Below are 21,788 nucleotides of genomic sequence, written 5' to 3' on the forward strand. Positions count from 1 at the left end.
CCGTTCCGGGTAACGCCAGTGCCTCCCTCGTCCCGGCGACCGCGCGTAGCGTGGATGCCATGACACACAGCGACGACGTGCGGAAGTTCCTGACCTCCCGCCGCGCAAGGATCACCCCCGATGAGGCCGGGCTTCCCGTCTACGGCGGCAACCGGCGGGTCACCGGGCTGCGCCGTGAGGAAGTCGCGATGCTCGCCGGGATGAGCATCGACTACTACATCCGCCTTGAGCGGGGAAACCTCTCCGGCGCCTCGGATAGTGTCCTCGAAGCCCTTGGACGTGCGTTGAAGCTCGACGACGCCGAGACGGCCCACCTTTTTGACCTGGCCCGCGCCGCCGCGGCCTCTCCCCGGGTGCGGCGCAGGCACAGCCCGCAGACGGTCCGGCCGAGCGTGCAACGCGTCATCGATGCGATCACGGCCGCACCGGCCTGGGTCCGCAACGACCGCGGGGATGTCCTCGCCGCCAACGAACTGGGCCGTGCCCTCTATCTGGACATGATGGCCGAAGGGCCCACTCCCCCGAACAGCGCGCGCTTCACCTTCCTGAACCCGAAAGCGCGGGAGTTCTTCGCCGACTGGGAACGCGCAGCGGATGACATCGTCGCAGTCCTGCGCTCCACAGCCGGAAAAAACCCGTACGACAAGGACCTCACGGACCTGATCGGTGAACTCTCCACCCGCAGCGAAGAGTTCCGTACCCGATGGGCCCGCCACGACGTGAAATACCACCGCGCCGGCCGCAAACACCTCCACCACCCGATCGTCGGCGACCTGGACTTGAGCTTTGAAGCGCTGGAACTGCCCGCAGACCCGGGACTGCGCATCAACGTCTACACAGCGGACCCCGGGACACCCTCCGAGGACGCCCTGAAAGTCCTCGCCAGCTGGGCCGCCACGCAACGGAACACCGCCGAGGCCGCGGTCAAGGAGAAACGATGAACGAACGTCCACCTATTGTCCTGGTGGTTCCGGTGTGGGGCTGAGTCCCCTCACGGACGGAGGTCGAGCGCGTCTAGCAGTCGTTTCACTGAGCCGCCGAGGTTCCACTCGGTAGCCAGACGCTCGAGTTCAACGCGTGAATCTCCGACGACCGGGCGCAGCAACGCGCGCGCCTCTTCGAGAGTGGGAAGTGCGAGGTCGCGCACGACTTTCACAACAACGGGAGCAACCTCCAGGTAGTCGGCGGAGGCGGCGAGCTTCGACCTCACGGGCGCGGACAGCCCGCTGCCCGGGTCCGCCGCGGCCGCAAGCAACCCGTCGAGCGTGCCGTACTCCGCGAGCAACGACGCCGCCGTCTTCTCGCCGATCCCGGCGACGCCCGGCAGCCCGTCGGAGGCGTCGCCGCGCAGCGTCGCGAAGTCGGCGTACTGCTCGGGCAGCACACGATACTTACCGACGACGACGGCATCGGTCACGATCTCAAGGTTCCTCATGCCTCTGGCCGTGTAGATGACCCGCACCTGGCGGGCGTCGTCGACCACTTGGAAGAGATCGCGGTCACCGGTCACGACGTCGACGGGAAGGTCGGCGTGGCTGGCATAGCTGCCGATGACGTCGTCGGCCTCGTGTGCGGCAGCCCCGACGACGGCGATGCCCGCGAGGCCGAGCACCCTGCGGATCATGGGAACCTGCAGCTGCAGCGCGTCCGGCACCACTTCGACGTCGGGAGCACCCGGCACCTCCTCCGCGACCCGATGCGACTTGTACGTCGGGATCAGGTCCACCCGCCACTGCGGACGCCAGTCCTCGTCCCAGCACGCCACCAGATGCGTCGCCTCATAGTCGGTGGCGAGCCGGGCGATCATGTCGAGCAGGCCGCGAACGGCGTTCACGGGCGTGCCATCGGCGCTGCGGATCGAATCGGGTACGCCGAAGAAGGCACGAAAGTACAACGAGGCCGTATCAAGGAGCATCAGGCGTTGGGGCATAACCGATCATTACATCCATGAACCCCGATCCAGCGGAACCGAGAGCAGAACTTAGCGCTGCTACGGGGCGCGGAGATCCAATCACGCCTCGAGGCGGCCCCTGGAGGCGTGCGGGCGTACAAGATGGTCATCGAACCCCGGGATGAGACACTCCAGCAACGCTCACACGTTGGCTATGAGTGGCTGTACGTACTCAACGGACGTCTGCGTGCCGCCCCCGGCCGAACGCCAGCCGGGTAGCGGCACGCTCCGTGTCCAACGACCCTGACAGTGTCCCGCAAGCCCAACTGAGCGGAGAACCCGAAGGTCGGAAAGGATCCTTACTTGCCTGGGCCCTGGGCCCTGGCTTCAGCATTCCTAACGTGGCGGCGAACCACCGCTGCGGACGCTGCGCTGGCAGCCAGAGCCCCTGCACCGACCAGCGACCACAGGACCAGGTTGGAATCGGCAAGGGTGTTTGCCCCGCCGATTGCGGTGCCAGCGGCAGTAACGCTGGAAACAGCCGCGAGACCGGAATTACCTTTGCCGTTTCCGCCGCCGTGGTGGCCGCCGCCGTCGTTGTTGCCTCCGCCGTTCCCGGAATTCACAACCACGGCTGCCCAGCGCCTGTTGCCGGACGTGGCACCAACGGCGCCGATCGTGTAGTTGCCACCGTCTGTGAAGGTAATGGCGGTGGAGAAAGCGCCCGTGGCGTCTGCGATGACGGTGAAGTTGGACGGAGCGGGCCGCCCGCCGTCCGAAGCCTTCTTGCCACCGGTCCGCTCGAAAGTGATATTGATGGTTTCGCCGGCGATGTAGCCGCTGCCGGAAAAGGTGATGGATTCGCCGCGAGCTATGGTGCCGTCGGAAACGGTTCCATACTCATTGCCCGGCGCCGGGTAGGTGGTGGCTGCCACGGCCGGAGCGGTGCCAGCCAGTGCGATTGTTCCTGCAAGTGCAAGCGCTGCAATGGACTTCTTCATTTGTCCCCCCTGAGACGAATTACGGAGTTCGCTTGATTCTGGGGATATAGATCCCCACGCGATTGCGTGCTGTATTCCCAAATGTCTAGCCAGCGACGACGGTATCATTCACAGCTGCTTAGGTCGATAACAATCAACGAGCGCACCCGCAGAACGCTCCGGCCTGGGCCAGGTCGAAGCGTTCGCTGAAAGCGTCACTTTTCAGGCGGTACTCTCCGCATCACAGGCAACGGTGCCGTGTCGAAGAATCGGTAGTCCCTCGTGGGGAACCGGATTGGTTTTCCCGCGGCTTCTGCTTTCTCCCGGACAAAATCGTGGTCTTCCCGGGAGAGGACAACCTGCCCGTCCGGGTCACGCCCGATGTCCTCCGGCGCGCCCCTGCTGAACTTGGCCGAAATGGCAGAGGGTAGAACCAGGCATGCCGGATTCTCCAAAAGCCATGTTCGGGTCTCGGAATCGAGCCGATCCCACTCATCCTTGAGGCTCACGTTCGTAAACACCGCCTTCCCAGTAGGCATATCCCGAATTTGGATTCCGTCCAGACTACCCCTGCCCTTCAGGCGCTTGATAGGGCCGAGACCGTTGGAAACTTGAAGTTGTCCGTCAACGCGACATGTCCCGCGGCCGGGCTGGCCGCGGGACATGCGCCGGGGGGATGGTTCCTCAGGCGGTGCGCATTTGCCCGGTGGTGATGGGCGAGGGCTTGAAGCCCTTGACCGCCATCCACACGCCAAGCGACAACTCCCAAACGAAGATCGGCAAGGTCGCAAGTCCCGACCACACCGAGAGCCCCTCATTGATGCCGAACATCGTTGAGAACGTCGACGAAAGCAGCAGCGGGCCGCCGATCAGTCCAAGCAAAGGAATGACGCGCGGCACGAGCCCCGAACGGTACATCAGGTACCCGAGCAGCAGCCCGCTCACGCCCGGAACCAGGCTCGGCCCGAGAATGAACGTCCAGTCGCGAACCGCCACGAGCGCCTGGCCTACGGGAACCAAGGCAGGGTCTGCGCCGCCGTTCTGGCGCAAAGTGACCACAGCCAGGAGGCTGACGACGCCGATCACGATCACCGCGGCTTCAAACATCCGGGCGGTGACGAAGCCCAGCGCGATGCCCTCGTTCTGCCGTTTGACGACAGGAAACAGTGCGACGGCGGTACCCACGGCGGAAACAGCGTTGACGAGATCGAGGAAGCAGCCGAAGATGACGGTCGAGTCGGCACCGGGGCCCGTGATGTAGTGCGGATCGTTTAGGACGGGGGAAATCAGGAACAGCGCCGGGATCGAGCTGACGAAGGTGATCAGGTACAAGATGCCTGCGACCATCGCGGTCTTCCGCAGCGGGTCCATCCGGACATGATCGGTTGTTGGGGTTTGGGTTGCGGTTTTCACGGTCTGGTCCTCTTTGGGGATGAAAGTGGGGGTGTTCGACGCCGGCTGGTTAGTGTTCGACGCCGGCTGGCCGGGTTTGGTGGTTCCGGTTTGGGTGATTGCCAAGAGCGGTAGCGCCAAGTCGCGGAGCTTTTGCAGCAGACCGTGGAGCGCGGCTTGGTCTACGGTCCGGGTGCGGATGACGGTGGTTCCGTCGTGTTCGTTGGTGAGGCTCAATCCTTCGAACCAAGCGGCCCAGCGGGAATCAAGATGGCCTTTGACGCGGACTTCGTACTCGACCGGAGTGTCGTCCCGGTCTACCGATCTCGCGTTCATCGCCCCTCCTTCTGCCTTAGTGGAGTTCAGCCGCCTTTGCGGATGACTTCCTTTAGCTTTGAAGGTAGAGGGAGGTGTGGTGAGCGGGGATCACCACATCTGGTGATTGATGTGGTGATCTTTTCGCGACAAGAGATTCAGTTCCTCGGCTCGCCGGACGGCTGAGCGGCGGTTATTCGCGCCGAGCTTGGCGTAGATGTTCTTGGTATGCGTCCGGAGGGTGTTGAGGGAGACGAGCAACTCGCGCGCGATCTCCGGTCCGCTCAGCTCCGAGGAAAGAAGCCGAAGCACTTGCAGCTCGCGTTCGCTCAGGGGCTCCAGTAAGCGTTGCTGTGCCCGGGTGCTGCGCGTTTCGGCCCCGAACGACTCCAAAAGCCTGTCTACGTAGTCCGGGGCGCTCCCTTGGCTCGCGAGCGATTCCAGCAAGTTGGCCATCGCTTCACCCTCATCGACGAACACCGAAACGTATCCCTCTGGTGCGGCGAGCGCTACCGCGCGTTGCAGCGCTGCCAGCGCCCCGCCGTCGTCCGCTTCTTTTTTGCGTGCTAGCGCCATAAGAACCAGAAGTTCGACGACGGTCCCCGTCCTGCCGCCTCCTTCCGCGGCTCGAAGGAGACGGACTAGCAGGGCGATCGCGCGTCCGACGGAGTCCTCCGACAGCTCCTTCCTGTGCTGGGCGAGTAGTGCCCTGGCCAAGGTGATGTGCTCGAACTCGTGCAGGTAGGAGAGCTCATTTTCGGTGGAGATGCCGCGCTCACGCGCCCAGTGGAGAGCGTCGGACGTCCTTCCCTGCGAGATCCACATCCGCGCCCGCACGGCCGCGACCGGATGTACCTCGGGAAAGAAGTCGCCGACGTAGAGGCGCTCGGCCTCGTCGAGTTGCTCAAGCGCGCCGCCCACGTCCCCTTCCGCTTGGAGGATCCGGGCCATCGCGACCCGCGAGCGATACGGGTTTTGGGGCAGCGCGGCGTCCTCGCTGAGCTTCTGGCTGGTCATCACGTGCTTCTTTGCGGCTTCAAGTTCGCCGCGGTCAAGAAGGAGCATGCTCATTCCTACGTGCATGTCGGCCGTTCCCCGGAGCATTTGCTCGGGGTGCCTGCCCGCGATCTCAAGACCCCGCTCATAGATGGCCATTGCGTCGCGGAGCCGGCCTTGGGTAATCCGGATGTCGGCCATGGCGATGGAGCAACCGAGCATGTCCGAGTGGTGACCGGCCCTTTCAAGGCTGTTATAGGAATCGGTCCACAGGCCGTGCGCAACGCCCAGTTTTCCGTTCGTCCAGTGGCCCAGCGCCAATAGCCCTGAAGCCGCTCCGCGCTCAAGATGATCGTCTTTCCCGACAAGGCCGAGCGCGGTGGTTGCGTGCGTCATGGCCCCGGCGACATTCCCGACTGCCAGCGCCTGCGCGGCACGGTAGATCGCGATCGAGCTGGTGAGGTTCCCGCCGTCGCCGCCTTCCGCCGTCGTACGTACCCACTGCTCTGCCTCAAGGAGGCGGGCGTCGACGCCAGTGAGCTCGCCGCTAGCGAGGAGCGCCCCCGCGTAAGCAACGCTCAGCCCGGGCCGCGCGTGTATTAGTTCGCCGGGGAGCGCTTCGAGCCAGCGGCTCAGCGTGGCTTCCTGGCGGTCCTTGCGCATGGCAGGGATCGCGAGCTCGATCAAATCCGCGGCCCGCTCGAAGTCCTTGCCGGCCGTTGCGTGGCGGATAGCTTCCGGAATGTCGCCGTTTTGTTCGTGCCATAGGCTTGCGCGCTCATGCATTTCGTTGATGCGGCCCGGCTGCTCGTCCATGAGCCGTGCCCGCAGCACGTCGGCGAAGAGGTGGTGGTAGCGGTACCACCAGCGGCGATCGTCGAGCGGAACCACGAACAAGTTCCCTCGATCGAGCGACTCAAGCATCGCTTTTCCGTTGTTTTGGCCGGTCAGGGCGTCGCAGAGCGGGCCGTTGAGCCTGTTCAGGATGGAAGTCTGCAGCAGGAAGTTCCTGACGTCGTCGTTCTGGCGCTGAAGTACCTCTTCCACGAGGTAATCGACGATATAGCGGTCATCACCTGCGAAGCCCGCGATGAAGCCGGCGACGTCGTCCCTTCCCTGCATCGAGAGCGCGGCCAATTGGAGCGCAGCGATCCAGCCCTCGGCACGACCTTCGAGGGCGGCGATATCCTTCGCGGTGAGACCCAGTCCCATCACGCCGTTGAAGTACGCAGCAGCTTCCTTCAGTGTGAAGCGGAGATCGGCGGCACGGATCTCGAGGAGCCTGCCGCGTGCCCTGAGCCGCGCGAGTGGCAAAGCTGGATCGGCACGGCTCGCGATGACCAGTTGCAGATGCGCAGGCATGTTCTCGAGGAGAAAGGCCAGCCCCTCCTGCAGGTCCTGATTGTCGATGACATGGTAGTCATCTAGCACCAAGACAAGTCTGTTCGGGATGGCCTGCAACCCGTTGATCAGGACGGTCAGGAACGCTTCAGTGCTCGATTGCGGGGATCGGAGTGTTGCGAGTGCTTGGGCGCCGAGACCGTTCGATGCCTTGTCCAGCGCGGCAACAAGGTAGGTCCAGAAGAGCGTTGGATCGTTGTCCCGCTGGTCGAGCGAGAGCCAGGCGAGCGATCGGCCGTCGGAAGGTGCTTCTGCCAACCACTCGGTCAGCGCCGTCGTTTTCCCGAAGCCGGCGGGGGCTGAGACGAGGATCAGCGTTTGCTCGTCGGCCTGGTTCAGACGGTCGCTGAGCCTTGGGCGCGCCACGAGCGCGCGTCGTGGCACTGGGACGTGAAGTTTGGTCTCGAGCAACGGGCCTGCCATCACGGACCTCCCTCGACAGCCCGGGCACTTTGCCTCGGCCCGGGTGATCCCAGTGTAGTGCCGGAGGAGGTTGGGCTTACATCTTGGGGAACTCGCCTATCGGCGGTAAATCACTGCTCTGTTCCCGAATCTTTCGCGCCCGATAGCAATGCGTAGTATCCCGGAACCCACTGCGGAAGACCGCTGGCGTTCATAGGCACCACTTCGATGTTGACCGGACCGTCCGCAATCAACTTCCAGTCCGAATCCGAAAACACGCTGTGCCGTTCCCTTGCACCGAAATGCCCGGGCCGGGGAAGGTTCTCCAAGGCGCGCTGCAGCTGCAGGGGCATTCCTTGCCTGGTGGCGCCGAGCTCGGCCAGGTAACCAAGGCTATTTCCGCGGAAATTGGTTTCGGCCAGTAACACCCTGCCTCTGTTCCCGACGACGGTTCGCAGGTTGGCGGCCATAGCAGCTTGCTTGCCCGGTTTCAGGACGTGGAAGACTCCGCGGACAAAGACATTGGCGGGCCCCAGCCGCTCCAATAGGAGCTCTCCGGCACCTGCACCCGCGGCATCCAGGACCATGAAGTCGGCATTATGGACGCCTTCCGCTTCCCGGCCGGCCATCTCGATCGCCCCCTTGGATACATCGATTCCGAGAACCCTTGGAAATAGGCCGGCAAGCCAGCGGGTGTGGGTTCCGTTGCCGCACCCGACGTCAACTACCGGGAGATCCGGATCAAAGTGGGCTGCAATCGCATCGGAGTAATGCGCGCGCTCGGCCAGGGAGTCGGAGTCCCAAAGCACGTCTCCGGAACGGCCAGTAGTGCGGATTCCGCGCCAGTATCCTTCCCACGCGGCGTCGGGGTTTCTCGGTGCCCGGGAAGCGAGGCGCACTACTGTGGGGACAAGCAGCATCTGGTCCCAAAGCTTCGACATGCGCTAACTCTACAGACGCCGTGCGGGTCGGCGGAGTTGATCCGGTATTTCCGCGGCCGGTACAGGATATCCGTAGAAGTAGCCCTGCCCGTAGAGGCAACCCATGGCCCCCAGCTGGGCCGCCTGCTCGGCGGTTTCGATGCCTTCCACGGTCGCGTTGAGCCCCGCAGCGAAAATCAGCTGCAGAATGGCAGAGACGAACTTTTGCTGCCGAGGATCCGACTCCATGTCCTTTATGAGTGACTGATCGACCTTCACCGTGTCTGCCGGAAGCGACCTGAGGTAGCTGATGGACGAATAGCCGGTACCGAAGTCGTCAATTTGCAAGCCCACACCGAGCTCCCGGAGCCCGCTGAGGACCAGTTCCTGTCCGGTTTCACGGGACATCAATACGGTTTCGGTGATCTCTAAGATCAAGCGCCGCGGATCCACGCCATACCTGGCCAGCGTGTCCCTGATGTCATCCAGCAAGTCGGTTCGAAGCAGTTCGGCAGCAGAAAGATTGATGTGCAGAGAATAGTCTGGCAAGTCCGGATCTGTTTGCCTCCAGCGCCTCATTTGGGCGAGACCTTCATGCAGCACCCATCGTCCCACCTCAAAGATCAAGCCGGTTTCTTCTGCGATGCCAATGAAGCTGCCCGGCATGATCGTTCCGCGAACAGGGTGATGCCACCGGATGAGGGCTTCGACGCCGATCACGCGGCCGGAAGCCAATTCGACCACCGGCTGATACAGCAGCGCCAGCTCCCCTCCGGCAACAGCGGTTCGCAGTTCGGCAGTTATTCGCGACCGTTCCCGAACGGCGTCGAGCATGTCCGGGTGGAAGAGTTGGACGTTGTTGCGGCCGCGCGCCTTCGCCTGGTACATGGCAATGTCGGCATCGCGCATCAGCGCCTCTGCCCGGTACTCCGGCGTGCCGATGCAAACGCCGATGCTGGCCATCGCCCAAACCGTTTCCATTCCGATACACATACTGTCCTGCAGATACTCCGATGCGCGGTGCGCAATTCGAAGGACCTCCTCTTCAGTAGCCGCGGCAATGAGGATGGCAAACTCATCCCCGCCCAGGCGGGCCACGGTATCCTGTGGCCTGACGGCGGAGCGGAGACGTTTGGCAACTTCCACCAGCACGGCGTCACCGGAGCTATGGCCCAGGATGTCGTTGATGGCCTTGAATGAGTCCAGGTCTAGGATCAACACGGCCGGAGATTTTCCGCGGTCCGTGCTGGACAGGATCGCTTCCTGTATCCGCTCGGTAAGCAGCGTCCTATTCGCAAGACCCGTTAGGGCATCCGTCTTGGCCATCTGTTCCAGCTCAACCTGTGTTCGCCGCAACATAGCCGTGCGGGCGGCCACCCGCTGTTCCAGTTCCGAATGAATGTGGCCCAGTTCCTCAGCGAGCAGGTTGACTCCCGTGATGACAGCATCAATGTCATCACGATGCTCCGACGGCTGAATGCGTGTGTCCAGATCACCGGCAGCCAATCGGACAACACCGTCAACCAACAGCTGGAGACGCGGGTCCTCGACGCTCTTTCTCGAGGTCATGTAATCCCAGGGGACAGAAAACCGCCGGAAGGCGAGCCGTTGATAGGGTCCTTATAAACGCAGCAACTGGCAGAGTTGCCGCTTGGCCTTGACAGGAGCGAGAAGCACAGCCAGGTCTCACGCACCTGCATTAAGCCAGTCCATGGCCTCGCTGCGCGAGGTAAAAAAACGAGTCGGGCAAGGCGGGACGTGCACTCCGAGGAAGAAGTTCGCAAGGACCCGGTCTACAGGCGATGTCCCTAACAAGGCGATGCGCGACGCGCCGCAGGGAATAGACCACACAGCCCTGGCCTCCCGGCTAACGGAAGCGACCGCTGCCATGTCTACAAGCATCGGATGCTGATCCTGCTGGCATAGCTCGTTGACTTTCGCCATGGCCGCGCGGGCATCCTCGACCTGAATGTCGACCCCGGGCAGCCAGCGCAAATGGAGAAGTCCGTCGACGCCTAAGTCGACACTGGCCTTTCCACCGTTCGCAATCTCCGGTACCACGATCACGTCCTCCCCAGGCAGGCCGCCGAACCTTTTCGGCAACTCCCCAAAAAGTACCCCAGGTTCCCAACTTCTCTTGGAAACGACGCCGGGCCGACGCCCCGCGTGTTGACCAGCTCAAGAACGGGCAAGGTACCCCTCCGCACCGGGCTATAGCCGTCCCGAGGTGACAGAGTAGCAATCGCCAATGGCGATAGCGTAGCTTTCCGAGCATTGGTCCTCAAGCCCCCTCGTTGGCTCATCAAAGATGCCCGCCTAGCCGCATTCGAAGAATCATCAGAGCGTGCCCGCGTGGGGATTGCCTCTCGCCGCGGAGGGCGGTGGGACCTACTGTGGAGCTATGGACGCCTCAGCTGCTCACGCCTTTGCGGTTCCGCCGGTATCAGCCCGGCGCGCCACCACTGCCGTTGAAGACGTCATCACCCTCGCGGCCGGCATCTGGCTCCTCACAGGAACCTACGTTGACGGCTGGGCGCACAACAACCTCCGCGACCTCGAGACGTTCCTCACCCCGTGGCACGCAATCCTCTACTCCGGCTTCGCGGCCTGCGCCGTCTGGATCGCCGCCCTGACCTGGCGCCGGCACGCGCCCGGCACGCGGTGGACCGAAGCGATCCCCGCCGGCTACGGGGCCGCGGCAGTCGGGGTCGCTCTCTTCCTGATCTCCGGGGCTGCCGACTTTGCCTGGCATTCGGTGTTCGGCATCGAGCAGGGCATCAAGGCGCTGTTCAGCCCGTCCCATCTGGGGCTCGCCACCGGCGGTTTCCTTATCCTTGGCGCGCCGTTCTCCGCAGCATGGCACTCGCCCGAACGGTCCTGGCCACGGCTGGCGCCCGCCGTCGTGAGCGCCATGCTCTCCGGCATGGTTGCGGCATTCATCCTGCAGGAGTTCGCGGTCTTCGCCCGCCATGGACTCATCCAGACATACAGCTCCGCTGCCGGGGCGCAGCCCGCGGTAACGAATCCGACGTCGTCGTCCATCATCGTCTCCTTGGCATCGTTCTTCGTCTCAACGGCCGTACTCTTCTTGCCCGTCCTCTTGCTGTCACTGCGCTGGCGCTTACACCCCGCGGTGTCCGCGGCCATGGCACTGCTCCCCTCCATAGCCCTGCAGATCATGGTCGCGCTGCGGGACGCCTGGCTCGTGCCGGCTGCCCTCGTCGGTGCAGTTCTCGTCGGAGTGCTATGGGCGGTGGCGCGGCCCGAGCCGGACCGTCACGCAAGGCTCATGACCGCGATGGGCCTCTCCCCTGTCGTGTTCTGGGCCCCGTACTTCGCCGGTGTGGCGCTCCACGACGGGGCACTGAGCTTCTCCCCTGAAATTTGGGGCGGGACGCTCGCCTGGTCCGGACTCGAAATGCTCGCCCTCGCCGTGCTCACCCTCAAAGTGAGAGCCACAGCAGCCACCCAATTCCGACGCCCATAGCCCAGAGCGGTCAACCAACCATCTGCCATCGGCGCTCGACGATATTGACGCAGTGTAGCCCCGCGCTCACGCTTGAAGCATGGCCACCAAACTATCCGGAGTGATCCTCGGGACGTTCCCGGAGCTGCGCTACGAACCCACAGCCAAGCGGATCCGCGCGACTCTGGGCGGGAACGCCGTCGTCGACACCCTGCACGCGTGGCTGGTCTGGGAGCCGAAGCGCATTACCCCGATTTATGCGGTGCCGGAGGCCGAACTGCTAGCAGCGCTCACACCGCCGCGCGACCCTGCGGCCGATGTCCCGGAGCTCGGCGTCAGGCTGTCCGCAGGCTCACCTCCATCGCTGGATCCGCGCACGGGGTTCGGCCGGCATACCACCTCCGGCGAACAACTCGACGTTGTGGCAGGGACGACGACCGCGCCCGGGGCCGCGTTCCGCCCGGACGATCCGGACCTGGCCGGGTATGTCGTGCTGGATTTCGCCGCCTTTCAGTGGCGGGAAGACGACGAGGAGATTATCGGCCACCCCCGCGACCCCTTCCACCGTGTGGACATCCGGGCGTCATCCCTGACCGTGGAGGTCTCCCTCGACGGCGTCACGCTCGCCAAAACGGACGGCGCACAACTCCTGTACGAGACATTGCTTCCCGTCCGCTACTACATCCCGCCCGGGGACGTGCGGCTGGACCTCATGGAGGAGAGCCCCAAGAGGACCGTGTGTCCATATAAGGGCGAAGCCCGCTACTGGACGTACCCCGGAACAGAGGACGGCAGGAATGTCGCCTGGAGCTACGACAAGAGTTTCCGCGACGCCGCACAGATCCACAACCTGGTGAGCTTCTTCAATGAAAGGGTGGACCTGACGGTCGACGGCATCCTGCAGGCCCGGCCGGTAACGCCCTGGTCGCGGCCGCAGGACCGCCGCGAGTGACGGACGGCAGCTCACTGTAGGTACCCCGGCCCGGCTCCCGCACCGTCTGTCATCGCGGTGTTTTGTCGGGACGGACCGGAGTCGCCGTTCAGCGAGGAAGTAGATAGGCCGTGAGGTTCCGGGCCGCGAGGCCGCTCCGGGTCGCGGGCACCAGAAGCGCGGCGGCCAGAACGTGGCCGCGCTGGCGGGGGTTGGCCCGCCTGCGGTGGCGGGATTCGTAGCCACGCAGCGCGGCAGCTGGGTCATCTGGGGTGGCGGCCAAGGCTTCGGCGAGAATGGCGGCGCCCGTCATGGCAAGGCTGGACCCGTCGCCGAACAATGATACGCAGGACGCCGCGTCCCCAAGCAGCGTCACGCGTCCTTGGGACCAGCTGGGCAGCCGCACTTGGCTGATGGCGTCGAAGTACAGGTCCTCGGCGTTGTGCACAAGTTCGCGCAGGTCGGGTATCTCGGGCACCGGCCAGTCGCGTGCGCCGTAGGCTTCGAGAATGATCCGTTGCTGGGCCTGGATGTCTCGGTAGTCGAGGCCGGATGGGCTGCGGAAGATGAACCCCGCACCAGCGGTTCCGCGTACCGGATGGACCGTGAGCGACAAACCCGGTTGGTTGTACATGACCACCGTTCCGGGATCGGCTGCGGGCCGGCCGAGCGAAAGCGTCGCGATGTGGAGGCCGAGATGGCGGACAAAATCGGTTTCGGGACCGAACACGAGAGACCGCACCGTGGAGTGCAGCCCGTCGGCCCCAACCACAAAGTCGAACCGTCGCGGGGACGCGTGCTCGAACGTGACGTCCACTCCGGCACCGTCCGCGTCTAGCGCAGTAACCGAATCCCCGAAGAGGAACTCGACATCTTCTCCGGCGGCCTCGCAAAGGATCGCCGCAAGGTCGGCCCGGGGTATCTCGACATCGTCGCCGCGGGGACGTCCAAGCCGCAGCGGACCGACCCGCCGTCCCGATGGGGTCACGAATACAAGGCCGGACGCCTGGGTAGCGGCATCGCGCAGGCGCGTGAGGATGCCCATCCGTCGCGCTACTTCGGTGGCCGCGCCATGCACGTCCACCGGGCTGCCGCTGGAACGCAATCCACTGGCGCGTTCGACCACGGTCGCCTGGAACCCTTGGCGGGCAAGCCAGTACGCCAGCGTCGGTCCAGCGATGCCAGCCCCGCAGATCAGTACCCTGCGTCGTCCCACAAGCGCCAGCCTATAGTAGACGGATCGATCAGTGTCCGCAGTTCCCTTCGCTATCCCACCCGGAGTAAGCCTAGGACGGATCGGATGAGGCCTGACACCGGGGGTCACGGAAAATTGCCGTCGGATGGGAGACCTGTGACTTATTCCTCTACTTCGGTGTGGACCATTTCGGTAGGTTCACCTTCATGGAGAATGCAGAGTCGAGACCGGACACTGAAGTACTCAGTGTCCATGAGTGCTGGAAGTACCTTCGATCCTCCTCCGTCGGCAGGATTGCGGTCGTCAGAGGCGACAGCCCGGAGATCTTCCCAGTCAACTACCTGCCTGACGAAGGGACCGTAATCTTCCGGACGGGACCCGGTACCAAACTGGATGCCGTCATGGCCGGGCAAAAAATCACGTTGGAGGCCGACGGTTTCAACACCTATGGCACCATCGCCTGGAGCGTCATCCTGAAGGGCTATGCCGAGATTGTCACGAAAGTCGACGAACTGCAGGAGTCTGCCGCCGTTGAACTCTCGCCATGGGAGCCGGGCGCCAAAGGCCATCTGGTCCGGCTAACGCCGGCGGAACTCAGCGGTCGAAGGTTCGTGATCAGCGCACCATCCCAATGATGGCCCCCCACAGGACTTCTCACCCTGATCCAGCCCGCGGCCCCCACTGGCCACAAGAGAGACTCCGAGGCGGGACGTAGAGGACCAAAGCCTCTGGGATCCACTCTGCGTGATTCGCATTCTGGAAGGGTCAGGCCGGTTCAGGCCTGACCGGTTCCAAGACAAGGAGGCAGCTATGACGGACCTAATCAGGTGGTTCGATACCCGTCGGTCACCCATCGAGATGATCGAACGGCTCTTCGAGGGTGATGTGGCGGCATCGGGGATTCGGGTCGAACAATTGGTTGAAGGCACCACCCTGGTCGTTCGCGCCGAACTGCCGGGGATCGATCCGGAGAAGGATGTTGAAATCACTCTTGGCGAAGGGTTCCTTGAAATAAGGGCTGAACGGCAGGAGAAGAAGGAGCAAAAGGACAAGGGCAGCTACCGATCGGAATTCCGTTACGGCTCCTTTGTGCGCAGGCTGCCCCTGCCCGACACTGTCCAACGGGACGACGTTTCCGCTTCATACAAGGACGGCGTGCTCGAAGTGAGGGCTCCGATTCCGGAGAAGGTCCAGCCCTCGTCTGCTCACAAGATCCCGATAACGCGGGAGTAGGACACACGGTCCAGCCGATCGGCCGGACCGTGCTCCGGAGCGAGCGACGGAACGGACCGTGACTTTCGGCCCTACAGCCCGGGACAGCCACCGGTCAGGCTAGCGCAGTACGGACACCTTAATCGCGGGAGGAAAGTAATGGGCGGGGAAGCATCCACAGCCAGGATCGTTGTTGGTGTTGACGGATCGGAAGCCTCCATCGAGGCGCTGAGGCAGGCCCAGAGCCTTGCGCTGCCATTGGGAGCGCAAGTTGAGGCCGTTGCTTATTGGGAGTTCCCTCAGGTCTATGGCGGCTACGTGGCGATGGGTATCGATGACTTCGAGGAAGCCGCCGGGCAGGTCCTCAAGGAATCCTTGGAGAAGGTGTTCGGTCCGGAATTGCCGGACAACCTCGTCTCCCGCGTTGTCCGCGGTCACGCACGGGAATCCCTCATTGAAGCTAGCCGGGAAGCGGACATGATCGTTCTCGGCAGGCGTGGCCACGGAGGATTTGGCGGGCTGCTGCTCGGATCGGTGAGTTCAGCCTGCGTCGCCCACGCCCACTGCCCGGTCCTCGTTGTCCATGCACCGGAAAAGGGTTGAACGCGGTCTGTTGCGGTGAAGGCGACTTCACTGTATGTCAGGTATCAGAGCTGGTCCGGAGCAATGCGCTTTCTTGAGCCGCCGGTTTCAATGATGGCTTCCACCACAACTACCCCAGCTCCGCCGATCCAATGGATGGGGAAGAGCTCGGACGCCACCGCATCCGCGGGGAGCCGAGGCGCTTCGTTGCCAGGTATGCCCCGGCGCCCATGATGTTGAATCCAATGATTCCCAACGCCGGGGTGCATGCGGCGACCCCGGTCAGCAGCACAAGGCATCCGACGATGGCAGCGAAAATGCCGAAAGCCGTTTGCCGGGCCTTGGCCGGCCCGGACGCTGATTTCATCTTGGACGCGAACTTGGGGTCATCGCGTTCCAGTTCCTGGGCGATCTGTTCCAGTGTCTTCTTTTCGTATTCGGAGAGCGCCATCATCAGCCTCCTATGCCGGCGTGGGTGGAAACCATTGCTGCTAGAGCGGGTTGTCGAGCGGGACTGCTTTGAGATATTCAGGGAGCCTCTCGGGTTTGATCGCCAAAGCCGTGACCACAGGGGCGACCGCACCCGGAATCCACCCACTCCAGGCGGCGCCCGTCCAGTCCTGCCAACGAGTCCACTTCTTCTTCTAGATTGTGCTCCTTTGACCGGTTTGGGCTTTTCTGGTGGCTGCCCCGGCGACGCCGGGACGGGGTTCGGGGTGCTTGGCCGCTTCGGGCTCATGCACGACGAGAACGGGGCAATGGGCATGGGCGACGCAGGCTGCGCTGACCGAGCCGAGCAACAGGCCGTTGAACCCGCCGTGGCCGCGCCTCCCGACGACCAGCAGAGAAGCGAATCTGCTGGCGTCGATGAGCGACTCCCGGGCGGCGCCGAGGACGAGCCTGGTCCGGACGTTCCGGGGCAGTTCCGGGCCGAAGGCCTTCGCCATGGCATCCTGGAGGATTTCGGATGCCTGGTGGCTGAATCCGTCCCGCCCCATCATCTCGTAGGCCTCATGCCCCGCGGGGAAGTCCCAACAGATCCAGCCCTCGACGTTCGCCCCAAGTGCCGATGCGAGGCGGTGGGCTTGGCGCAGGGCCTCGATGGACGCGTCGGATCCGTCGACGCCGACGACGATCTTGTCATGCTGGCTGCGCGTGGCCATGATGTTCCTCTCCGTTCCCGCGGTTTCTCTAAGAATGGGCAGAAAATTCGCCGCCAAACAGGGCCGAAAGTCATGGCCCCGGCTTGGGTCCTTCGGCCCTTGTTTACCTTTGGTGGGCAGTGAACAATGACATAGCCGGGCAACCATGACGGACCGGCGGGACCGCGGCCACGGGCTGCCCGACAGGAGGATCATGGAACGCCCAGTATCACCCCAAAGCGGCGCCGGGGCCCTTGGCGCGCCACCAATCCGCGTCTATGTCCTGGACGATCATGAGCTTGTCCGCCGGGGACTGCAGGAACTACTGGAAAGCGAAGGCTTCATGGTGGTGGGCATGTCCGGTTCGGCCGAGGAGGCCGCCCGGCGCATTCCGGCGTTGCGCCCGGACGTCTCGGTACTGGACGCCAGGTTGCCCGACGGCACCGGCATCGAAGTGTGCCGGGAAGTGCGCTCCGTTGACCCCACCCTGAATTGCCTGATTCTCACCAGCTACGACGACGAACAGGCTCTTCGTGGAGCCGTTCTTGCGGGTGCGGCAGGGTACGTCTTGAAGGAAATCGGAGGCACTGACTTGCTCGGTGCACTCCGCCGTGCTGCGCGAGGCGAGTCATTGTTTGATGCGGCCGTGAAGGCGAAGATCATCCAAGGCTTCACGGAGCCTCAGCGCGTGGATCCCAGGGTCGCCTCATTGACGCCTCAGGAGCGGCGGGTCCTGGATTTGGTAGGTCAGGGTCTGACGAACCGGCAGATTGGGGAACAGATGGTGCTGGCCGAGAAGACCGTGAAGAACTACGTGTCCTCGATGTTGGCGAAGCTGGGATTTGAACGGCGCACCCAGGCTGCCGTGTACATTGCCCACGGACCGGAAACGGACACCGGCACCGTCCGCTGACGGACCGGCGGACCGGAATCTCAGCGGACCGGAACCGACCACAACACGGTCGTGCCCTTCGTCGGGGCGCTGGTCACCTCAAATGAACCGCGCAACTCCGCGGCCCGCTGTTCCATGTTCACCAGACCATTTCCGGGGACGGCATCCCTGAAGCCCCTGCCGTCGTCTTCGATGATCAAGGTCAGCATCCCGTCTTCCACCGACACCGAAACACTGATGGCTCGCGCCTCGGAATGACGGACCGCATTGCTGAGGCCTTCGGAGATGACCGCCAGCGCGTTGGTGACGGTCCCGTCGTCGAGCACCGAATCGACCGCCCCGTTGAGCGTCAGGTGCGGGACGAAGGGCAGCGACCTGGTGGCAGTGCGGACAGTCTGCAGTATGCGGCTGCTGAGCAACTCCCGCTCCCCTGAAGAACGCAACGAGTAGATCGTGTTTCGGAGGTCCCTGATGGTCTCATCCAGTTCCGCCGTGACCGCGTCGATCCGGGTCAGGGCAGGCTCGCCTGTCGTAAACCGCCGCAGGCTCTGGATGCTGAGACCGGCCGCGAAAAGCCGTTGGATGACGAGGTCGTGCAGGTCCCGGGCAATGCGGTCCCGGTCCGAGAAAACCACCAACTGTTCACGGAGCCGATGGATACGGTCAAGCTCCAGGCCCAAGGCCACGTGAGAGCCAAAGACGGCGCCCATCTCCACATCCGTCTTCGGGAACGGCCCCGCTTCAGGGGCTCGAACCAGAAACAGAAGCCCATGGTGGGCGCCCTGGGCGCTGAGATCGATTGCCAGGAGCTTACCCGGGGACAGGCCGTCGATCGATCCGAGGATGTCCCCGGCCTCGTCCATGCATGCGGGCGCACCGGTGGCTGCGACTGACCTGATGACGGCGGAATCCATGGGAAGGATGTTCCCCGCGAAATTTGCGCTGCCGTCCCCGGCGGCACCTGCGACGCGGTACGAACCCACGCCCCCGTTCGGAACCAGGATCAGGGACATCTGGGATCCCGATTCCCGAAGCGCCCTCTCCGCAATCAAATCCAGGGCGGCTGTGTCAGGCTCCGCCGTCCGGTCCTCGCCGAGCATCCGGCCAGTCACATCCATGCACGCTTCAAGCCAGGACGCGCGACGGCGGGCGTCCTCATAGAGCCGGGCGTTCTCGATGGCCACGCCGGCAGCAGCAGCCAACGCCACCGCGAGATCCTCGTCTTCCGGCGTGAAATCCCCACCGCCCTCTTTTTCCGTCAAGTACAGATTGCCGAAGACGACGTCACGGACCCTCACCGGGACACCAAGAAAAGACTTCATCGGTGGATGGTTCTCAGGGAATCCGTATGCCTTCGGATGTTGGCGCAAATCATGGAGTCGAAGCGGGGCCGGTTCGCTGATCAACAGACCGAGGACACCGTGTCCGGTGGGGAGTGGGCCAATCCGGCGTGCAAGGTCTTCGTCGATGCCGACCGTGACGAAGTGGCTCAGCGACTTGTTCTCGCCGAGGACACCCAGGGCGCCGTAGCGGGCATGCAGCAGCCGGCAGGCGGACGTGACGACCCGGTCCAGTACGGCGTCCAGGCTCAAGTCTTCGGCGACCGCCACCACCGCTTCCAGAAGTCCGCGCATCTGTTCCTGGGCATCCAGGAGTTCTCCGGCCCGGGCCAGAAAGTCCCTGAGCAGGTCTTCGATCCGTGTCCCGGTGACGTGGAGGCGATCAGCGCGCACGCGATCTGGAATAGAGCCGTTCATAAGCTGCCTTTCGAGCGGTACCGCCCGCGCGGGCATGTACCCGTGTCGTGGCAGGTGGCGAATCCGATGCCAGACTACTCCCGAGTCGGGTGTTCGCCCAGACGCGTGTGAGGCGAGGGTCTTTGTGCCCTGTTTCCCGCTCATGCCCGGGCGTAGCCTCTGCGACATGACCAACAAACCATCAACACCGGAACCAGAGGTCCTGCAACCTCAACAATGCTGGGAACTCTTGCGCGGCGTCTCGGTGGGGCGCCTCGCCGTCTGGGTAGAAGACCACCCCGACATCTTCCCGATCAACTACAAGGTCGACCACGGCACCCTCGTCTTCCGGACCGGAGAAGGAACTAAGCTCCACTCGGCCCTGAGCGAAACACCCGTCGCGCTGGAGGCCGACGGCGTCAACCCGGACACCGGGGTGGCGTGGAGCGTGGTCGTGAAAGGGCAGGCTGCTGCAATCAGGCTCACCCAGGAGGTGCTCGATACGGTCGGGCTGCTCCTTTTCCCTTGGCAAGCGGGCCGCAAAGACCATTTCATTCGCATCGTCCCGACGTCGATTACCGGACGCCGCTTCACCGTCACCCCTCCCCTGACCTGGTGGAGTCCCCTGGATGACGCAACGCGCGCCGGACTCGAATGACGGCGTCGCCCGGCGGGTCTAAAGCCCCTAACGACGGCGGACAGCCACCGGTAGCGTCAGCGTCATGAACCCTCAATCAACGGATGAAATCGAAAGACTGAGTCCAGGCGAATGCTTTGAATTGCTTGGCCGAGCAACCGTTGGCAGGCTGGCCGTTATTGTCGAGGACCATCCGGACATTTTCCCCGTGAACTACGTCGTGGACCACGGATCCATCGTCTTCCGCACAGGCACCGGCACGAAATTCTGGAACACGATGCGCCATCCCTGCGCGCTCGAAATCGATAGTTTCGATGCGGGCACCGGAAAGGCCTGGAGCGTCGTCGCCAGAGGGCAGGCGCACTTCATCGTCGACCTGCGTGAAAAGGCGGCAGCCGATGCCCTCCACCTGGATCCCTGGCAGCCGGGCAGCAAGAGCCACTATCTGCGTTTGACCTTGGATGCCCTCACTGGTCGACGGTTCAAGGCCACCCGTCCCGATATCTGGAACACTCCCCTGTGGGATGCGCGCTCCGAGCTGTTCCACTGACTTTTGCTGCCAGCGTCGCCGACGGTATCTCTTGCCCTACCTTGATGGAGCATCATGAAAGCACTCGTCTATGGCGGACCCGGACAAAAGTCCTGGACGGACGTCCCCGATCCCCACATCGTCAACCCCACCGACGCCGTCGTCCGCATCGATACCACCACAATCTGCGGGACGGACCTTCATATCCTCAAAGGCGACGTTCCGGCGGTCCAAGAGGGCCGGGTCCTCGGGCATGAGGGCGTCGGAACGGTCACCGAAGTAGGTTCGTCCGTCACCGGGCTCAGGACCGGAGACCGCGTCCTCATTTCCTGCATCAAGTCCTGCGGACATTGCGGCAACTGCAAGAAGGGCCTCTACTCGCACTGCTCCGGGGAGGAGGGCCAAGCAGGAACCGGTTGGATCTTCGGCCATCTCATTGACGGCACCCAAGCCGAGTACGTGCGTGTCCCCTACGCGGACAACTCGCTCTACAAACTGCCCCACGGGGTCACCGACGACCAAGCCGTCATGCTCTCCGACATCCTGCCCACGGCGTTCGAAATCGGAGTCCAAGCCGGTCACATCAAGCCAGGCGACGTCGTCGCCGTCGTCGGAGCGGGCCCCATCGGCCTCGCCGCGATAGCCACATCAGGCCTCCACGGCGCCGCCACCATCATCGCCATAGACCCGGACGAAGGGCGCCTTCTCCGGGCCCGGGAGTTCGGCGCAACAGGGGTCGTGAACCCCTCCGGTCCTGCTTGGATCAGCGACGTCATGTCCTACACCGACGGCGCAGGAGTGGATGTCGCCATCGAAGCAGTCGGGATCCCGGACACCTTCGATATGGCCTTGCGGCTCGTGCGCCCCGGCGGGAATGTGGCCAACATCGGCGTGCACGGAAAGTCCGTTGAACTGCGCCTCCAGGACCTCTGGATCCGCAACATCAATATCAGCATGGGCCTCGTCAACACCAACACGACACCGATGCTCCTCCGGCTGGTGGCCCAGCACAAGATCCCGGCCGAGAAGTTTGCGACCCACCACTTCACCCTGGGACAGATCATCGATGCTTACGACACTTTCTCAAGGGCGGCTGAGACACACGCCCTGAAGGTCATCCTCAGCCGGGAATCCCACCACTAGGCAACCCTTGCTGAAGCTCCTTCCCT

General features: G+C 63.6%; 22 protein-coding genes. 10 read left to right on the forward strand and 12 right to left on the reverse strand.

The genetic code is table 11. The features are described 5' to 3' along the window. Nucleotides 1-59 precede the first annotated feature (59 nt). Entirely contained in the window at nt 60-941 is an 882-nt protein-coding gene (locus ACFVTG_RS10825; RefSeq protein ID WP_390280271.1) for a helix-turn-helix transcriptional regulator, read from the forward strand. A gap of 50 nt (nt 942-991) precedes the next feature. Here ACFVTG_RS10825 and ACFVTG_RS10830 read toward each other — a convergent pair whose 3' ends face one another. The 8 genes from ACFVTG_RS10830 to ACFVTG_RS10865 form a co-directional block, all read right to left on the reverse strand. After that, nucleotides 992-1,930, reverse strand: a complete 939-nt coding sequence (locus ACFVTG_RS10830) for a 5'-3' exonuclease H3TH domain-containing protein (RefSeq protein WP_390280273.1) — start codon at nt 1,928-1,930, stop codon at nt 992-994. Between the two features lie 320 nt (nt 1,931-2,250). Then, nucleotides 2,251-2,892: a hypothetical protein gene (locus ACFVTG_RS10835; protein WP_390280275.1), complete on the reverse strand. Its 642-nt coding sequence runs from the start codon at nt 2,890-2,892 to the stop codon at nt 2,251-2,253. A gap of 194 nt (nt 2,893-3,086) precedes the next feature. Further along, a complete protein-coding gene (locus tag ACFVTG_RS10840) occupies nt 3,087-3,410 on the reverse strand; it encodes a hypothetical protein (protein ID WP_284754890.1) in 324 nt (107 codons plus the stop codon). A gap of 145 nt (nt 3,411-3,555) precedes the next feature. Beyond that, nucleotides 3,556-4,599 carry a DUF4386 domain-containing protein gene (locus ACFVTG_RS10845; protein ID WP_390280278.1) on the reverse strand — a complete coding sequence of 348 codons (1,044 nt, stop codon included), beginning with the start codon at nt 4,597-4,599 and terminating at the stop codon, nt 3,556-3,558. Between the two features lie 90 nt (nt 4,600-4,689). Then, complete coding sequence (locus tag ACFVTG_RS10850) at nt 4,690-7,398, reverse strand: LuxR C-terminal-related transcriptional regulator (protein ID WP_390280280.1); 2,709 nt, start codon at nt 7,396-7,398, stop codon at nt 4,690-4,692. Between the two features lie 110 nt (nt 7,399-7,508). Further along, nucleotides 7,509-8,318 carry a class I SAM-dependent methyltransferase gene (locus tag ACFVTG_RS10855; protein ID WP_390280282.1) on the reverse strand — a complete coding sequence of 270 codons (810 nt, stop codon included), beginning with the start codon at nt 8,316-8,318 and terminating at the stop codon, nt 7,509-7,511. A 9-nt stretch (nt 8,319-8,327) separates the two neighbouring features. Continuing rightward, nucleotides 8,328-9,866 carry a putative bifunctional diguanylate cyclase/phosphodiesterase gene (locus tag ACFVTG_RS10860; protein WP_390280285.1) on the reverse strand — a complete coding sequence of 513 codons (1,539 nt, stop codon included), beginning with the start codon at nt 9,864-9,866 and terminating at the stop codon, nt 8,328-8,330. Nucleotides 9,867-9,983: 117 nt separating this feature from the next. Continuing rightward, entirely contained in the window at nt 9,984-10,358 is a 375-nt protein-coding gene (locus ACFVTG_RS10865) for an STAS/SEC14 domain-containing protein (protein WP_284754896.1), read from the reverse strand. Between the two features lie 340 nt (nt 10,359-10,698). Between ACFVTG_RS10865 and ACFVTG_RS10870 the strand changes: the two genes are divergently transcribed. Beyond that, on the forward strand, nt 10,699-11,784 hold the full coding sequence (locus ACFVTG_RS10870; protein ID WP_390280287.1) for a hypothetical protein: 1,086 nt from the start codon (nt 10,699-10,701) through the stop codon (nt 11,782-11,784). A 79-nt stretch (nt 11,785-11,863) separates the two neighbouring features. Continuing rightward, nucleotides 11,864-12,715 (forward strand): DUF427 domain-containing protein, encoded by an 852-nt coding sequence (locus tag ACFVTG_RS10875; RefSeq protein ID WP_390280289.1) that lies wholly within the window; start codon nt 11,864-11,866, stop codon nt 12,713-12,715. Nucleotides 12,716-12,803: 88 nt separating this feature from the next. Here ACFVTG_RS10875 and ACFVTG_RS10880 read toward each other — a convergent pair whose 3' ends face one another. Then, nucleotides 12,804-13,910, reverse strand: coding sequence for an FAD-dependent monooxygenase (locus tag ACFVTG_RS10880; RefSeq protein WP_390280291.1), 1,107 nt, complete (start codon nt 13,908-13,910; stop codon nt 12,804-12,806). Between the two features lie 185 nt (nt 13,911-14,095). Here ACFVTG_RS10880 and ACFVTG_RS10885 point away from each other — a divergent pair, with 185 nt between their 5' ends. The 3 genes from ACFVTG_RS10885 to ACFVTG_RS10895 all read left to right on the forward strand — a co-directional run bounded on the left by ACFVTG_RS10885 (nt 14,096) and on the right by ACFVTG_RS10895 (nt 15,704). Further along, on the forward strand, nt 14,096-14,524 hold the full coding sequence (locus ACFVTG_RS10885) for a pyridoxamine 5'-phosphate oxidase family protein (protein ID WP_284754901.1): 429 nt from the start codon (nt 14,096-14,098) through the stop codon (nt 14,522-14,524). Between the two features lie 175 nt (nt 14,525-14,699). Next, the gene (locus tag ACFVTG_RS10890; protein WP_284754902.1) at nt 14,700-15,122 is read left to right on the forward strand and encodes an Hsp20/alpha crystallin family protein; all 423 of its coding nucleotides are present in this window, start codon (nt 14,700-14,702) and stop codon (nt 15,120-15,122) included. A gap of 138 nt (nt 15,123-15,260) precedes the next feature. Further along, nucleotides 15,261-15,704, forward strand: coding sequence for a universal stress protein (locus ACFVTG_RS10895; RefSeq protein WP_284754904.1), 444 nt, complete (start codon nt 15,261-15,263; stop codon nt 15,702-15,704). A gap of 109 nt (nt 15,705-15,813) precedes the next feature. Here ACFVTG_RS10895 and ACFVTG_RS10900 read toward each other — a convergent pair whose 3' ends face one another. After that, complete coding sequence (locus tag ACFVTG_RS10900; RefSeq protein ID WP_390280294.1) at nt 15,814-16,137, reverse strand: DUF3040 domain-containing protein; 324 nt, start codon at nt 16,135-16,137, stop codon at nt 15,814-15,816. A 190-nt stretch (nt 16,138-16,327) separates the two neighbouring features. Further along, on the reverse strand, nt 16,328-16,846 hold the full coding sequence (locus tag ACFVTG_RS10905; protein ID WP_390280296.1) for a universal stress protein: 519 nt from the start codon (nt 16,844-16,846) through the stop codon (nt 16,328-16,330). A gap of 193 nt (nt 16,847-17,039) precedes the next feature. Between ACFVTG_RS10905 and ACFVTG_RS10910 the strand changes: the two genes are divergently transcribed. Next, nucleotides 17,040-17,738: a response regulator transcription factor gene (locus ACFVTG_RS10910; protein WP_284754910.1), complete on the forward strand. Its 699-nt coding sequence runs from the start codon at nt 17,040-17,042 to the stop codon at nt 17,736-17,738. A 20-nt stretch (nt 17,739-17,758) separates the two neighbouring features. Here ACFVTG_RS10910 and ACFVTG_RS10915 read toward each other — a convergent pair whose 3' ends face one another. Continuing rightward, nucleotides 17,759-19,474 carry a GAF domain-containing protein gene (locus ACFVTG_RS10915; protein WP_390280298.1) on the reverse strand — a complete coding sequence of 572 codons (1,716 nt, stop codon included), beginning with the start codon at nt 19,472-19,474 and terminating at the stop codon, nt 17,759-17,761. A 166-nt stretch (nt 19,475-19,640) separates the two neighbouring features. On the opposite strand from ACFVTG_RS10915, the gene ACFVTG_RS10920 reads away from it, so the two are divergent. The 3 genes from ACFVTG_RS10920 (at nt 19,641) to ACFVTG_RS10930 (ending at nt 21,762) form a co-directional block, all read left to right on the forward strand. Further along, nucleotides 19,641-20,111, forward strand: a complete 471-nt coding sequence (locus tag ACFVTG_RS10920) for a pyridoxamine 5'-phosphate oxidase family protein (protein ID WP_284754912.1) — start codon at nt 19,641-19,643, stop codon at nt 20,109-20,111. A 64-nt stretch (nt 20,112-20,175) separates the two neighbouring features. Further along, nucleotides 20,176-20,640: a pyridoxamine 5'-phosphate oxidase family protein gene (locus ACFVTG_RS10925; RefSeq protein ID WP_390280300.1), complete on the forward strand. Its 465-nt coding sequence runs from the start codon at nt 20,176-20,178 to the stop codon at nt 20,638-20,640. Between the two features lie 54 nt (nt 20,641-20,694). Then, entirely contained in the window at nt 20,695-21,762 is a 1,068-nt protein-coding gene (locus ACFVTG_RS10930; RefSeq protein ID WP_284754914.1) for a zinc-dependent alcohol dehydrogenase family protein, read from the forward strand. Nucleotides 21,763-21,788 lie beyond the last annotated feature (26 nt).

The sequence above is a fragment of the Arthrobacter sp. NPDC058127 genome (assembly GCF_042884555.1).
GTDB lineage: Bacteria > Actinomycetota > Actinomycetes > Actinomycetales > Micrococcaceae > Arthrobacter.